The sequence below is a fragment of the Bradyrhizobium sp. Kon58 genome (assembly GCF_055807455.1).
Genome location: NZ_JBVVOT010000001.1, coordinates 597,328 through 611,025, shown reverse-complemented (window position 1 = coordinate 611,025; position 13,698 = coordinate 597,328). Strand labels below are relative to the sequence as shown.

The following is a 13,698-nucleotide window of genomic DNA, read 5'->3' as shown; positions in this document are numbered from 1 at the left end:
GGTGGCCAGCCTGGGATTGACGATGAGCTTCGATCCCGATGAGGTTCAAAGCGCGTTGCGCAAGGCCTGGTCGTTGGCAACCGCCAGTCAATGGACGGCGAGCAATCCCGCGGCAGGACAATGCAACGCTACCTCGCTGCTGATTCACGAGCTCTTCGGCGGCGACTTGCTGAAGACGCCGCTGCCGGCCGGCGACCATTTTTACAATCGCATCACAGGCCGGCGGTATGACTTCACGGCGAGCCAGTTCGATCAGCCGATTGCTTACAAGGATTTACCTGCAAGCCGTGCCGATGCGGAACGGGGAGCGACAAGCGATGAACTGGCCGAACTCAGAGCTGCTTTTCACAAGCACCGTACCAAGTCAGGTTAGGAGCACCTCCGAACCCAAAGGTTAGTCTGTGGGCAAAGATTCATCGCAAGTTTCGGCAGTGTTCTTCCCGGCACCGACCCTGATGGCACTTGGCCGACATCGTGAGCTCCCATTTTGCGGTAAAAGGGAGCTGCACCGGGATCCGCCTCGATTGTTAGCCGCTTGGCACCCAGTTTCCTCGCGACATCGGAAGCCCAAGCGAACAAGGCCTTACCCGTGCCGCTGCGAATCGCACTCGGCTCGACGAACAGCTTCAGCAAATCGGCCTCGTGATAGACGATTCTTAGCTGTGCAACTCCGATGGGTCTCCCGTGATTTTCGGCAACCGCGATGGACGTCACCTCCAGGTCGCGCGGTTCAAAGGAAAGCTCGCCACGACAGGCTTCCATGAACTCATTGTCGTAGCCCCAGACGGTTTTAGACCTGAAACACAAATCGGAAAGCCCGGATAGCTCATCGATCGTTGGCGGCCGGATGATCAGAGGCAAGCTAAACCTCCCTGCACTGAGGAAGTGTAGCACTTCGGCTTGCCGAAGTCTCCGTGGGTCAACCGGGTCGGTCTGCCTCTAACTGGACGGCTTCACAACCGCCGTCGTAGGCGCCGGCATGTCTTGGCGTAGGCGGCTCGGCCACGCTGCTCAGGCGTCCGAGGTCTGCCGAGCCTGTATTACGGGTGAGTCTTCCCTCCCATGAGTCAACACGGCCTCGGCAGCAGCTTCGTCGATGGCCGCCATCACATCAGCGGTTGCGGAATGATGAATCATGTGTCCCGCTCCGTCGATCCGGTGCAATTTGCTCTGCTTGAGCTCGCCATGCAGCCTGACCGACTGCTTGATATCGATCAGACGATCGTCCTGGCCCGCGATAATGATCGTGGGCATCTTGAGTTCTGCATAAGTCTTCGAACCTGAGAATGCGGCGGGGACCAACATCGTCGCTTCGGCCGCTGCGGCCCGCATCTGTGATGGGCGGAGCGCCATTTCTTTCGGAAAGCCCGCGAACTTGTTCGGGACCGGCCGCGGGCCAAACAGCTTGCGCAACATCGCGGGCCACATCATCCGACCGGCTAACGGCGAGATCGTGGAGCTGATGACGTCGCCGACCACCGGTAGGGCGGATAGCAGGGACGTGGCGCTGTCTGAGCGGGGCGTCGGGAAATAATAGCCCGAGGCCAGCACGAGAGCCTGCACGAACGAAGGATGTCTTGTCGCCAGCGCAACCGCAACCGACGCTCCCCACGAATGGCCGAGGACAATCGCTTGAGAGACGCCCAACTGATCGAGCGCCTTCTTGAACAAATCCGCTTGGGCATCCGGGGTCCAGAGGACGTGTCTCGGCCGCGAGCTATGCCCAAAACCGGGACGATCGAACACCATGACCCTGTAGTTCTCGGCTGCGAGATCGATCAATCCACTCGAGTCGAAATCCTGGACCATGCTGCCATTGCCGTGAAACAAAACCAGCGGCTTGCCCCTGCCGCGTTCCAGATAGTGCAGGCGAACCCCCTCGACGTCGATGAACCGACCCTGCGGAGGATTATCGCGTTGCGCTTTGTTCGCGAGCCGCCGATTTATGATCGCGGTAGCCGCAACGAGGGTCCCTGCGGCAGCAAATGCGGCGGCGCCCGGATGTCGCGTGATGGCGGTCAAGCAATCGGATAGGAGGGAGCTGGAACGTGTTCGTCGTGCAAGGCGCATGTGCATTACCTTAGGTGGTCTGCACGACGCCCCATCAAATGAGAAATGTTGCAGTTGAGCTAAACGGTCCGCGGGGGTGTTCGTTCCTTGGCAGGGTCGATGCGACGCGGACGGCAGGGCTCACGGAGGCAAGCTTCCGCGCCATGCGCGACCTCATCCGCGCATGCCCTGGTTGGCTTACAGGAACCTGACGGGAGGGAGCGGCCGGCCCGCCGGGCGCTTTTTCGCTGGCCGAGATGCCCCGGATGGTGGAAGACAGCCAACATGCGGCGCGAGCCGTGCGGTGTACCGGAACATCCCGCGGGACAATGCGATGCGCCTTCTGATCGTCGAGGACAATGCCGAGCTGTCGCGGCTGGTTGCCGGCGGGCTGTCGGCGGCCGGCTACGAGAGCGACATCGTCGGCAGCGCCGCCGAAGCGCGCGAGGCGGTCAGCAGCGTCAGCTATGCCGCGATGATCCTGGACCTCGGGCTGCCCGACGGCGATGGCCTGTCGGTGCTGCGCGAGCTGCGCCGGCAGATGGAGCCATTGCCGGTGCTGGTGCTGACCGCGCGCGGCGGCTTGCAGGACCGCGTCAGCGGCCTGCGCAGCGGCGCCGACGACTATCTGGCAAAACCGTTCGCGATGGAGGAGCTGGTGGCGCGGCTGGAAGCGATCCTGCGCCGTCCGGGCCAGTTGCTCGGCCGCTCGCTGCGCCTCGCCAACCTCGTCTATGACACCGAAAGCCGCCAGATCTTCGTTGACGACCAGCCGCGCATCATCTCCGCGCGCGAGACCTCCGTGCTTGAGATCCTGCTGCGCCGGCAGGGGCGGGTGGTGCCGAAGAAGAACGTCGAGGACCACATCTTCGGCCTCGATGGCGAGGTCGCCTCAAACGCGGTCGAGGTCTACGTCTCGCGGCTGCGCAAGCAGCTCGCCGAGCACGGCGCCAAGGTCGTGATCCACACTATCCGTGGCGTCGGCTATCTCATGGCCGAGGAGAAATAGCGTGGCCCCGATCGGATCTCACGACGGATTCCGCGCCGGGATCCATGCGAGGTCGCCCACGTTCAAATCGCTGATCTGGCGCATCGTGTTCCTGCACATCGTGGCGGTCGCGGTGGTCGCGATCTTCCTGCCGCTGGTGCTGTTCTGGCTGCTCAATTCCGAGATCGACCAGCTGCATCGCGATGCCATGCGCGCGCAGGCCGAGGTGTTGGCCGAGCGCATCGTCGCCCAGCCCGACGGCTTGTTGACGTTCAACCTGCCGGACAGTCTCAAGGGCCTTTATTCGGAAGCCTATGGCCGCTACCAGTACGACATCCGCGATGCCGAGGGGAATCTGCTGTTCTCGTCGCGGCGCAAGACCGGAACTGCCACGGCTGCGCCGCCGTCGCTCTCCGAGACGATTTCCGGCGCTGGCGTCACCCGCACCATCGACGGCAAGGTGATACGCATTCGCGTCGCGGAGGACCTCGCGCACCGCGACGTCATCATCGACGACATCGTGTCGAACTTCTTCCGGCGGGTCGGGTGGATCACCATTCCGATCCTGCTGGTCCTGCTCGGCATCGACATCATCATCTTTCGCCGCGCTGTCGCGCCGCTGTGGAAGGCCTCCGAGGAGGCCAGCAATATCGGCCCGGCGCGCACCGACATCCGCCTGCCGACGGAGCAGATCCCGCGCGAGATCATGCCGCTCGTCACCGCCGTCAACCAGGCGCTCGACCGCCTCGAGGACGGCTTTCGGGTGCAGCGGCAGTTCACGGCCGACGCCGCGCATCAATTGCGCACGCCGCTCGCGATCCTGCGCACGCGGATCGAGACGCTCGGCGACGGCGCTGCAAGGCAGGCGCTGCATGCCGACATCGAGGGCATGAGCCGCATCGTCGCGCAGCTGCTGGAGATCGCCGAGCTCGACACGCTGGTGCTCGATCCCGGCGAGACCGCGGATTTGCGCGCGGTCTGCGCCGAGGTGGTCGGTTCGATCGCGCCGCTCGCGATCGCGCAGCACAAGGATATCGCGCTGAGAGGCACCGAGGCGCCGGTGCTGATCCACGGCAACTCCGCGATGCTCCAGCGTGCGATCTTCAACCTCGCCGAAAACGCCATCAAGTTCACGGCAAAGGACACGTCGGTCGATGTCGATGTGAGCGAGGATGGTGCGGTGCGCGTGCGCGATTGCGGCCCGGGAATTGCGGAAGCCGAGCGCGAATTGATCTTCCAGCGCTTCTGGCGCGCCGACCGCCAGCGCAGCGACGGCGCCGGCCTCGGGCTGTCGATCGTGCGTGCGGTGGCGGATGATCACGCGGCGACGGTTGCGGTGGAGAATCTTCCGGGCGGCGGCGCGCAGTTCACGCTGCGGTTCAGGCTGGCGGAGGCAACCAAGGCGATTGAGAAGAACCGGCGCGTCATTGACGCTGCACCCTCTCCCCTTGTGGGAGAGGGTGGCTCGCCGCGGTAGCGGCGAGGCGGGTGAGGGGTTCTCTCCGCGAGTCCGACTGCGAGTTGAATGTGCGGGGGCAACCCCTCATTCGGCGCTTCGCGCCACCTTCTCCCACAAGGGGAGAAGGAGGAAAGCGATAGTTATTTCAGCTTGCCGGTGGACAAATCCATGATCATGCGCGTGGTCAGATAAAGCCGCGGCACGATGCTGTTGAGCTGCACATATTCGGCATCGTTGGAATGCGCGCCGAAGCCCGACAGGCCCATGCCTTCCACCACGGCTCCGCTGGTCTTCAGTGCGGCAAACGCCGCATCCGTGCCGCCGCCGGTCGCCTTCTCGTCGACCTTGAGGGGCAGTCCGAGCTCCCCATAGATCGTCTTGCCGTGGGCCGCGACGCGACGTGAGGCGTCGTTGGCCTCAAGCGGCGGACGGCGCACCTCGAATTTCAGCGCGACCTTGGAGTCGGGCAGCAGGTGATTCTTGATTTTGTCCTGAAGCGTTTTCTCCAGCTCGTCGAAATCGGCGACCTTGAGCGCGCGCGCGTCGGCCTGGGCCGTGGCCTCCGCGGGGATCACGTTGCGGTTGGTGCCGGCCTTGGAGACCGTCCAGTTCAGTTTCAGGCCTTGCTCTGGTTTGGACAGATCCTTCATCTGCAACAGCTGGTGCGAGAGTTCGTACAGCGCGTTGACGCCGCCCTCGGGCCGCGAGCCTGCATGCGACGACTTTCCCTGCACCGTGAGATAGGCCGAGCCGATGCCGCTGGTGGCCAGCCGCAGCGTGCCGTCGGTGCCGCCGCCTTCGAACGAGAACACCACGTCCTGATCCGCGGCGAACCTGGTGATGGTGCTGCGCCAGCCCGGCGACGAGATCTCCTCGTCCCCATTGGTGAGCACCGTGAGCGTGCCGTAATCCCGGAAGCTCAGCTTCTGCAGCAACGCCACCGTGTGAAGAATGAGCGCGACGCCCTGCTTGTCGTCGGCAATGCCGAGGCCGTAAGCCTTGTCGCCATCGATGCGGAACGGTTGATCCTTCAGCATGCCCTTCAGGTACACGGTGTCCATGTGGGCGATCAGCATGATCTTCTTGCTGCCCGTGCCCTTGAATACGGCGTGTACGGCCGGGCCGATCTTCTCGGGTGTGTCGTCGAGGCGATAGACGTCGGTGGGTTGCAGGATCTCCACCGTGCCGCCGAGCTGCTTGAGCTGGCCGGCAACGCGCTCGGCGATCTGATTCAAGCCTTCGACATCCTTGCTGCCGGATTCGATGCTGACGAGATCGCGCAACGTGTCGAGCAGCGGCTGCTGCTCCTTTTGCGCCAGCGCATGGACGTCGGCCATGACATTGGCGCTGGGCTCGGCATGGGCGGGCATTGCCGCACATGCCAGCCAGAGCGACGCGATCAAGGGACCAACGAACGATGGAGCAGGGTGCGATCGAGGCATGCGCGGCGGTCCTAGGGTTGGGGGATGGCGCGGTATGCCCGTGTTTCCGGCGCTTGTCACGCGCCCGGCGCACCCATCAGGCACCGCCGAGGCGAACGTGACGTGGAGGGCCAGGGCCGGTCGTCTAAGCCTAAAGTCGTAGGATCGGATCGCGCGGGAGCTGGGCATTTTTGTCCCTCACATCGTGAGGGATGGAAATCGGGCGACACATGTTCCATGCTGGCCGCCAAGCCTCGGCAAGAAGGCCCACCGTCACAATCCATCAGGGTAGGAAATCATGAAAAGACGAGATTTCATCAAGGTCACCGGGCTTGGTGCGGCGGGTGTCGCCACGCTCGCCGCTCCAGCGATCGCGCAGACGACGCCCGAGATCAAATGGCGCATGCCGACGAGCTGGCCGAAATCACTCGACACGCTCTATGGCGGTGCCGAGATGATGGCCAAGATGGTCGCGGAAGCGACCGACAACAAATTCCAGATTCAGACATTTGCCGGCGGCGAGATCGTGCCGGGCCTCCAGGTGCTCGATGCCGTGCAGAACGGCACCTGCGAGATCGGCCATACCGCGTCCTACTATTATTTTGGCAAGGACCCGACCTTCACCTTCGGCTCGGCGGTGCCGTTCGGACCGAACATGCGCATCAATCAGGCCTGGTACACACTCGGCGGCGGCAGGGACATCCTCAACGAGTTCTACAAGAAGTACAACGTCGTCTCGCTGCTTGCCGGCAACACCGGCTGTCAGATGGGTGGCTGGTTCCGCAAGGAGGTCAAGACGCCTCAGGACTTCAACGGGTTGAAATTCCGCATCGGCGGTTTCGCCGGAAAAGTGATGGCCAAACTCGGCGCGGTGCCGCAGCAGATCGCCGGAGGCGACATTTATCCGGCGCTGGAGAAGGGCACCATCGACGCTGCCGAATGGGTCGGGCCGTATGACGACGAGAAGCTCGGCTTCGTCAAGGTCGCGCCGCATTATTACTTCCCGGGCTGGTGGGAAGGCGGGCCGATGCTGCTGGCCTTCGTCAACCAGGACAAATGGAATGCGCTGCCGAAGCACTATCAGAGCATCCTCGAGCAGGCGGGGCACTACGCCAACAACTGGATGATGGCGAAGTACGACCAGTCCAATCCACCGGCGTTGCGGCGCCTGCTCGCCGCCGGAGCCAAGCTGCATCCGTTCTCGCCCGAGGTCATGCAGGCCTGCTTCAAGGCGTCAAAGGAGCTGCACACCGAAGTCTCGGCCACCAACCCGGACTTCAAGAAAGTCTATGAATCGCTGACCGCGTTCTCGAACAACGGATATCAGTGGTTCCAGGTCGCCGAAGTCGGCTATGACAACTTCATGGCGCGCAACTCGCAGAGCTGATCGCAGGGCGCGCGATCGGCCCAAACGAAAAAACCCGGAGCAAAAGCTCCGGGTTCTTTTTTTGCAGGCGGGCCGGGCGCTATTGCTTCGGCTGGCCGAAATCGAGCGGCGGCAGATCGATCTGGGGAATGTCGATCTTGATACTGTTGGGATCGACGGTGGACTGCACGCCCTTGTAGTGCATCACCATCGACGGGAACATGATCACGAGCAGCACCATGATCATCTGGATCACGACGAACGGCACCGCACCCCAATAGATCTGTCCCGTCGTGACCGGCTCCATGCGCTTGCCGGTGACGCGATCGGTATAACGTTCCTTCGGCGCGACCGAGCGCAAATAGAACAGCGCAAATCCGAACGGCGGATGCATGAACGACGTCTGCATGTTGACGCCCAGGATGACGCCGAACCAGATCAGGTCGATGCCGAGATGCTCGGCAGCCGGCCCGAGCAGCGGGATCACGATGAAGGCAAGCTCGAAGAAGTCGAGGAAGAACGCCAGCACGAACACGAAGGCGTTGACGAAGATCAGGAACCCGATCTGGCCGCCGGGCAGGGAGGTCAGCAGGTGCTCGACCCAAACGTGGCCACTGACGCCATAGAAGGTGAGCGAGAACACGCGCGCGCCGACCAGGATGAAGACGACGAAGGCGGACAGCTTCGCCGTCGACTCGGTGGCCTGACGGATCAGGTCCCAGGTCAGTCGTCGCTTCGCGGCTCCGAGAATGAGGGCGCCGGCTGCACCCATGGCGCCGCCTTCGGTGGGAGTCGCGACGCCGATGAAGATCGTGCCCAGCACCAGGAAGATCAGGAATAGCGGGGGCACCATGACGAAGGTGGTCTGTTGCGCCATCTTCGAGAGGAAGCGGTAGCCCGTCAGCTTGTCGAGGACCCAGTTCGCGATGGCGACGAAGAACGCGAAGAGGATGCCGAAGAACATGCTGAGCACGACGAAGTCGGCGCCGTGTGTCTCCGAATTCCGCATCATGAGCCAGCCGAACACGCAGCTCGCCAGGAACAGCACGCCGAGCGACTTCAGGCCGCGGTCGCCGCTCTCCTCGCGGAAACCGATCGCTTCCTTGGGCAGGCCCGGCGCCGCCTTCGGGAAAATCATGGTCACGAGGAACGCGTAACCCGCATAGAGACCGGCGAGCACCAGGCCCGGAATGAACGCGCCCTCGTACATGTCGCCGACCGACTTGCCGAGCTGGTCGGCCATCACGATCAGGACGAGCGAGGGCGGAATGATCTGCGCCAGCGTGCCGGACGCCGCGATGATGCCGGTCGCGACGCGGCGGTCGTAGCCGTAGCGCAGCATGATCGGCAGCGAGATCAGGCCCATCGAGATCACCGAGGCCGCCACGACGCCGGTCGTCGCCGCGAGCAGGGCGCCGACGAACACCACCGCGTAGGCGAGACCGCCGCGGATGGTGCCGAACAACTGGCCGATGGTGTCGAGCAGATCCTCCGCCATGCCGGAGCGCTCGAGCACCAAGCCCATGAAGGTGAAGAAGGGAATGGCGAGCAGCGTGTCGTTGTTCATCACGCCGTAGACGCGCTCGGGCAGGGCCTGGAGAAAGTCCGGGTGAAATTGCCCGAGCTGAACGCCGATGATGGCGAAGAACAGGCCGACGGCGCCGAGCGAAAATGCCGCCGGATAGCCGAGCAGCAGCACGATCACCAGCGTCGCGAACATGATGGGCGCCATATTGGCGACGATAAACGCGGTCATTGAATCCCCCTACGATGCCGCTTGGCGATCACTTCTGTTCGATCGCTTCAACGAGATGCTCGACTTCGGCTTCCAGCGCCGAAATCTGCGACTCGTGGGGATCCGGAATCATGCCACGCATGATGGCGATCCGCTTGATCAGTTCGGAGATGCCTTGAACAAGCAGGAGCGCAAAGCCGATCATGATGAGCGACTTGGCCGGCCATTGCGGCAGGCCGCCCGCATTGCCGGATTGCTCGTTGATCTGGAGTGAGCGCAGGAAGAACGGTATCCCGGTGACGATCATGACAACGGTCAGCGGGATCAGGAAGAAGATGTGCCCGATGATGTCGATGATGTTGCGCGCCCGCTTCGGCATCATGCTGTTGAAGATGTCGATCCGGATGTGCTCGTTATCGAGCAGCGTCCAGGACGCGCACAGCAGGAACACGATGCTGAAAAGCACCCATTGCAGCTCGAGCCACGAGTTGGAGGACGTGTCCAACGTCTTTCGAATGATCGCATTGACCGCCGAGATGACGACGGCGACCAGGATCAGCCAAGCCAAACGCTTGCCGGTCCAACGTGTGAACGCGTCAATTCCATTGCTCAGCTTCAGGAGCGCTTGCAAGATTGGTCCTCCCCGATTTGCCCCGGCCGTCTTGACTGCGCCGAGTGGCGCGTTGGCTTGTCTCGCCGCGCAGGCATGAGGCAGCCGCACCAAACCAGCGAGTTTGCCGCCAGTCAATCGGAAGTTTGTTGATAGTTAAGGGGAATAAGCCGCGGCCGGGCAGCCGATGCTAGCCGCCGGTGACGCTCATGTGCCTGCTGACGCTGGGGCGGTCGTGGCGGCGGTCGATGATGAAATCGTGGCCCTTGGGCTTCAGCCCAATGGCGCGATCGATCGCATCCGCAAGCAGCGAATCGTCGTCCGATGCACGCAGAGGTTTGCGCAAATCGGAGGCATCCTCGTGGCCGAGGCAAGTGTGCAACGTTCCCGTGCAAGTGACGCGCACGCGGTTGCAGGATTCGCAGAAATTATGAGTCATCGGGGTGATGAAGCCGAGCTTGCCGCCGGTCTCGGCGACGCTGACATAGCGCGCCGGCCCGCCGGTGCTCTCGGCCAGATCGGTCAGCGTGAACTGCTGGGCGAGGCGCGCGCGCACCAGCGACAGCGGCAGGTACTGGTCGATTCGTCCCGATCCGATCTCGCCCATCGGCATGACCTCGATCAGCGTTAGCCCCATGCTCTTGCCGTGGGCCCAGCGCATCAAGTCGGGAAGTTCGTCCTCATTGAGGTTCTTCAGCGCGACGGCGTTGATCTTGACCGCGAGACCCGCAGCGCGTGCGGCCTCGATGCCTTCCAGCACCTTGTCGATCTCGCCCCACCGGGTGATCTCGCGAAACTTCTGCGGATCGAGCGTATCGAGCGAGACGTTGATGCGACGGACGCCGCAATCGGCGAGCTCGCTTGCGTGTTTCGCAAGCTGGGTGCCGTTGGTGGTCAGCGTCAGCTCGCTCAGCGCGCCGCTCTTGAGATGCCGCGACAGCGAGCGCACCAGCGTCATCACGTTGCGGCGGACCAGCGGTTCGCCGCCGGTGAGCCGCAGCTTCTTCACGCCCTTGGCGATGAAAGCCGAGCAGAGCCGGTCGAGTTCCTCCAGCGTCAGCAAGTCCGCCTTGGGCAGGAACGTCATGTCTTCCGACATGCAGTAGAAGCAGCGCAGGTCGCAGCGGTCGGTAACGGAGACGCGCAAATATGAGATGGTCCGTCCGAACGGATCGGTCATCGCGCTCGACAGCGCGGCGCGGGGGCTCGCGGAAAGTCCGTTCATACCAAATGCCTTGTCACTTGCGGCGACCGGAACAGCTTTGCTTCAGCTGCGCCCTGAACGCAATCTAAGCATCGGTGGCGTCAGAGACAATTGGGGGGATGACGGAGGTCAGCGCTTGCCCGTGTTCGGATCGGGGAACGGCGAGCCCGCGGCCGGTGCGGCAGCAGCCGCCGGGGCAGCGGCGGGCGCCGCCGGTTTCGGCTTCTTCGGCCGGTGCGGCTTGCGGACCGGTTTCAGCGGAACGGCCGGCTGGAGCTCCGCGAAGACCGGGTTGGGGTCGGTGGTGACCGAGGCGGGGGTCGTGAAGTCGCCGGGATTCCTGATGACGTTCACCGGCACGCTCGCCGGCTGGTATTTCGGCAGCGCGAAAGCGACCGTGAAGGGGGCGTCGGGGGCGGGAACCGACACGGAGCAGGGGGTCTTGCAGCCTCCACCGAGTGAGGTCGTGGCGTCAGCGCCCGGAGGATTGGATTCGAGCCGGACCTGGACGGTCGGCGGGGCCGATTGAACATGTCCCAGGAAGTCGAAGACATTGAGGAGCAGCCGGCAAGGCTTGTTGCTCCGAGGACGCTCACTCCGGCTAATGCAAACGAGATGATACGACGCATAACATCCACCTGATGCGGCGAACCGCCACATCCCCAGACAAACTTAGGAGTGTCGTTCCAAGCGAGCAACCGGCGGGCCGCGCATAGTTAGTAGATGGTTAACGCGGGACTTTGCGGAATAACCAAGCTATCTCAGCTACTTGAGAGCTTCCTGCGTAGTCATCAGGCTGTGGGCTGCGGCCGGCAGGTCGCGCATGTGATGGATCAGCCGGTCCGGCTTCAGCTCGGCGATCGGCACGTCCGTATAGCCGAAGCTGACCCCGATCACGGGAACTCCGGCGCGCCGGGCCACGCCGACATCCGGTCCGGCGTCGCCGACCATGATGCTGGCTTTGACCTCGCCGCCGGCCCGCGCCACCGTTTCGCGGAAAATGGTCGGATCTGGCTTCTGGACGCCAAACGTGTCGGCGCCGCAGATCGCGGCAAAGCGCCGGCTCAGGTCGAGCTGATCCAGCAGGCGCTTCGACAACCATTCCAGCTTGTTGGTGCAGACCGCGAGGCGATGGCCTTGGACCGCAAAATGGTCGAGCGCGGCCTCCAGCCCGTCGAACGGCCGGGATTCGACGGCGATATTGTCGGCGTAATAGGCGATGAAATCGGCCGTCATCCGGTCCATGTCGGCAACCGTGACGCTGCGGCCCTCGGCCTCCAGCCCCCGCTCGATCAGCTTGCGGGCGCCGGCGCCGATCATGTTGCGGGCCGAGGCCATCGGCACGGGCGGCAGCCCTTCGCGGTCGAGCACGTAATTGAGCGCGGTGATCAGGTCGGGCGCCGTATCCACAAGCGTGCCGTCGAGATCGAAGACGATGGTGTGGGAGGGGATCATGGCCCAGCGCTACCGGCCCGGCCCCGCCCGCGCAAGGGCCGAAGCCATAAGATCACCTTATAAGGTGGACCCGGAGGCCCGTTCCCCCAGACCCTGTTCTCCGAGGGAAAACGAGGCTACACAGGCCGCCGCGAGCCTATCGGGCAGCACACTCGTAATTCAGGGACGGCGCAAACGTGAATATGGACCAGTTGAAGCGGCAGGCAGCGGCGCGCGCCCTCGAGGACGTCCGAGACGGCATGCAGCTCGGGCTTGGGACCGGCTCGACCGCCAAACATTTCGTCGAGCTGCTCGGCGAGCGGGTCCGCGCCGGACTGAAAGTGATCGGCGTGCCGACCTCCGAGGCGACGCGCCTCGATGCAATCCGCTGCGGCGTGCCGCTGACCACGCTGGATGAGATCGACCATCTCGACATCACCGTTGACGGCGCCGACGAGATCGACCCCGAACTCAACCTGATCAAGGGCGGCGGCGGCGCGCTGTTGCGCGAGAAGATCGTGGCGGCCGCCTCGGATCGCATGATCGTGATCGCCGACGACACCAAATGGGTGCCGACACTCGGCCGCTTCCCGCTGCCGGTCGAGGTCATCCCGTTCGGGCTCGGCGCAACGCGACGCGCGATCGAGAAGGCGTTTGCGGAATGCGGCGTTTCCGGGCAGATGGCGATCCGCAACGGCAAGGATGGCCACGTTTTCGTCACCGATGGCGGCCACTGGATCGTCGATGCCCAGCTCGAAAAGATTGCGGATCCCGCCCACCTCGCCACGGCGTTGAGCGCGATCCCCGGCGTCGTCGAGCATGGTTTGTTCATCGGCTTGGCCAGCTCGGCTGTTTTGGCGGGTGGCGAGGGAATTCGCGTGATTGAACGGCGAAAGCCGAAAGGAGACTAGGAATGAAGAGCGTTTTGAAATTGTTGCCGGTCGCGACCCTCGCTGTGGGACTGGCCCTCTCGGTCGCCCCGGCCGTGGCTCAGCAGGCCGCCGGGCCGAAATCGACGCCGGCGGCCATCGCGGCCGCCAAGGAGATCCTGGCAATCAAGAACGCCAGTGCGATGTACGCGAACGCCGTGCCCGGCCTGGTCGAGAAGACCAAGATCGCGCTGATCCAGCAGAACCTGAATTATCAGAAGGACCTCACCGAGGTCGCCCAGGTCGTCGCCCAGCAGCTCAAGGGCCGCGAGAACGAAATCGGCGAGGGCATGGCGCAGGTCTATGCCAGCGAGTTCACCGAGCAGGAGCTGAAGGATCTCGTCACCTTCTACAAATCGCCGCTGGGAAAGAAGCTGATCGAGGCCGAGCCCCGCGCCATCGGGCTGAGCATGGCCTTCATGAACTCCTGGGCCCAGAACTTCTCCGAGACCGTAATGGGCAACTTCCGGGCCGAGATGCGCAAGCGTGGCAAGGAGATCTGA

13 protein-coding genes and 1 pseudogene are annotated in these 13,698 nt (G+C 63.5%); 6 read left to right on the top strand and 8 right to left on the bottom strand.

Annotated elements, in window-relative coordinates; translation table 11 throughout:
- Nucleotides 1-22 precede the first annotated feature (22 nt).
- Nucleotides 23-373 carry a YunG family protein gene (locus AC0L20_RS03060; RefSeq protein WP_473287367.1) on the top strand — a complete coding sequence of 117 codons (351 nt, stop codon included), beginning with the start codon at nt 23-25 and terminating at the stop codon, nt 371-373.
- Here AC0L20_RS03060 and AC0L20_RS03055 read toward each other — a convergent pair.
- Nucleotides 370-861 carry a GNAT family N-acetyltransferase gene (locus tag AC0L20_RS03055; RefSeq protein ID WP_473287366.1) on the bottom strand — a complete coding sequence of 164 codons (492 nt, stop codon included), beginning with the start codon at nt 859-861 and terminating at the stop codon, nt 370-372. The genes AC0L20_RS03060 and AC0L20_RS03055 overlap by 4 nt on opposite strands.
- A 150-nt stretch (nt 862-1,011) precedes the next feature.
- Complete coding sequence (locus AC0L20_RS03050; protein ID WP_473287365.1) at nt 1,012-2,070, bottom strand: alpha/beta fold hydrolase; 1,059 nt, start codon at nt 2,068-2,070, stop codon at nt 1,012-1,014.
- Between the two features lie 313 nt (nt 2,071-2,383).
- Here AC0L20_RS03050 and AC0L20_RS03045 point away from each other — a divergent pair, with 313 nt between their 5' ends.
- Both AC0L20_RS03045 and AC0L20_RS03040 read left to right on the top strand, forming a co-directional pair.
- Complete coding sequence (locus tag AC0L20_RS03045; RefSeq protein WP_007592584.1) at nt 2,384-3,058, top strand: response regulator transcription factor; 675 nt, start codon at nt 2,384-2,386, stop codon at nt 3,056-3,058.
- Between the two features lies 1 nt (nt 3,059).
- Nucleotides 3,060-4,514 (top strand): sensor histidine kinase, encoded by a 1,455-nt coding sequence (locus AC0L20_RS03040; protein ID WP_473287364.1) that lies wholly within the window; start codon nt 3,060-3,062, stop codon nt 4,512-4,514.
- A gap of 122 nt (nt 4,515-4,636) precedes the next feature.
- Here AC0L20_RS03040 and AC0L20_RS03035 read toward each other — a convergent pair whose 3' ends face one another.
- Nucleotides 4,637-5,938 carry a M20/M25/M40 family metallo-hydrolase gene (locus AC0L20_RS03035; RefSeq protein WP_473287363.1) on the bottom strand — a complete coding sequence of 434 codons (1,302 nt, stop codon included), beginning with the start codon at nt 5,936-5,938 and terminating at the stop codon, nt 4,637-4,639.
- A 277-nt stretch (nt 5,939-6,215) separates the two neighbouring features.
- On the opposite strand from AC0L20_RS03035, the gene AC0L20_RS03030 reads away from it, so the two are divergent.
- A complete protein-coding gene (locus tag AC0L20_RS03030; protein WP_473287362.1) occupies nt 6,216-7,304 on the top strand; it encodes a TRAP transporter substrate-binding protein in 1,089 nt (362 codons plus the stop codon).
- 79 nt (nt 7,305-7,383) lie between these two features.
- On the opposite strand, the gene AC0L20_RS03025 is transcribed toward AC0L20_RS03030, so the two are convergent.
- From AC0L20_RS03025 to AC0L20_RS03005, 5 genes and pseudogenes are all read right to left on the bottom strand, one after another.
- Nucleotides 7,384-9,039, bottom strand: coding sequence for a TRAP transporter large permease (locus AC0L20_RS03025; RefSeq protein WP_473287361.1), 1,656 nt, complete (start codon nt 9,037-9,039; stop codon nt 7,384-7,386).
- Nucleotides 9,040-9,067: 28 nt separating this feature from the next.
- The gene (locus AC0L20_RS03020) at nt 9,068-9,649 is read right to left on the bottom strand and encodes a TRAP transporter small permease subunit (RefSeq protein WP_473287360.1); all 582 of its coding nucleotides are present in this window, start codon (nt 9,647-9,649) and stop codon (nt 9,068-9,070) included.
- Between the two features lie 169 nt (nt 9,650-9,818).
- Entirely contained in the window at nt 9,819-10,853 is a 1,035-nt protein-coding gene (gene moaA, locus AC0L20_RS03015; protein ID WP_456764883.1) for a GTP 3',8-cyclase MoaA, read from the bottom strand.
- Nucleotides 10,854-10,961: 108 nt separating this feature from the next.
- Nucleotides 10,962-11,461: pseudogene (locus AC0L20_RS03010) on the bottom strand (hypothetical protein).
- Nucleotides 11,462-11,597: 136 nt separating this feature from the next.
- A complete protein-coding gene (locus tag AC0L20_RS03005; protein ID WP_473287359.1) occupies nt 11,598-12,287 on the bottom strand; it encodes an HAD-IA family hydrolase in 690 nt (229 codons plus the stop codon).
- Nucleotides 12,288-12,463: 176 nt separating this feature from the next.
- Here AC0L20_RS03005 and rpiA point away from each other — a divergent pair, with 176 nt between their 5' ends.
- Both rpiA and AC0L20_RS02995 read left to right on the top strand, forming a co-directional pair.
- A complete protein-coding gene (rpiA, locus tag AC0L20_RS03000; protein WP_473287358.1) occupies nt 12,464-13,177 on the top strand; it encodes a ribose-5-phosphate isomerase RpiA in 714 nt (237 codons plus the stop codon).
- Nucleotides 13,178-13,179: 2 nt separating this feature from the next.
- Nucleotides 13,180-13,698 (top strand): DUF2059 domain-containing protein, encoded by a 519-nt coding sequence (locus AC0L20_RS02995; RefSeq protein ID WP_456764880.1) that lies wholly within the window; start codon nt 13,180-13,182, stop codon nt 13,696-13,698.

Bases quoted from the DNA above. Each gene is read 5' to 3' on its own strand.
- AC0L20_RS03060 (WP_473287367.1), top strand. From the start codon at position 23: ATGAGCTTCGATCCCGATGAGGTTCAAAGCGCGTTGCGCAAGGCCTGG.
- AC0L20_RS03050 (WP_473287365.1), bottom strand. From the start codon at position 2,070: ATGCGCCTTGCACGACGAACACGTTCCAGCTCCCTCCTATCCGATTGC.
- AC0L20_RS03045 (WP_007592584.1), top strand. From the start codon at position 2,384: ATGCGCCTTCTGATCGTCGAGGACAATGCCGAGCTGTCGCGGCTGGTT.
- AC0L20_RS03035 (WP_473287363.1), bottom strand. From the start codon at position 5,938: ATGCCTCGATCGCACCCTGCTCCATCGTTCGTTGGTCCCTTGATCGCG.
- AC0L20_RS03030 (WP_473287362.1), top strand. From the start codon at position 6,216: ATGAAAAGACGAGATTTCATCAAGGTCACCGGGCTTGGTGCGGCGGGT.
- AC0L20_RS03025 (WP_473287361.1), bottom strand. From the start codon at position 9,039: ATGACCGCGTTTATCGTCGCCAATATGGCGCCCATCATGTTCGCGACG.
- moaA (WP_456764883.1), bottom strand. From the start codon at position 10,853: ATGAACGGACTTTCCGCGAGCCCCCGCGCCGCGCTGTCGAGCGCGATG.
- AC0L20_RS03005 (WP_473287359.1), bottom strand. From the start codon at position 12,287: ATGATCCCCTCCCACACCATCGTCTTCGATCTCGACGGCACGCTTGTG.
- AC0L20_RS02995 (WP_456764880.1), top strand. From the start codon at position 13,180: ATGAAGAGCGTTTTGAAATTGTTGCCGGTCGCGACCCTCGCTGTGGGA.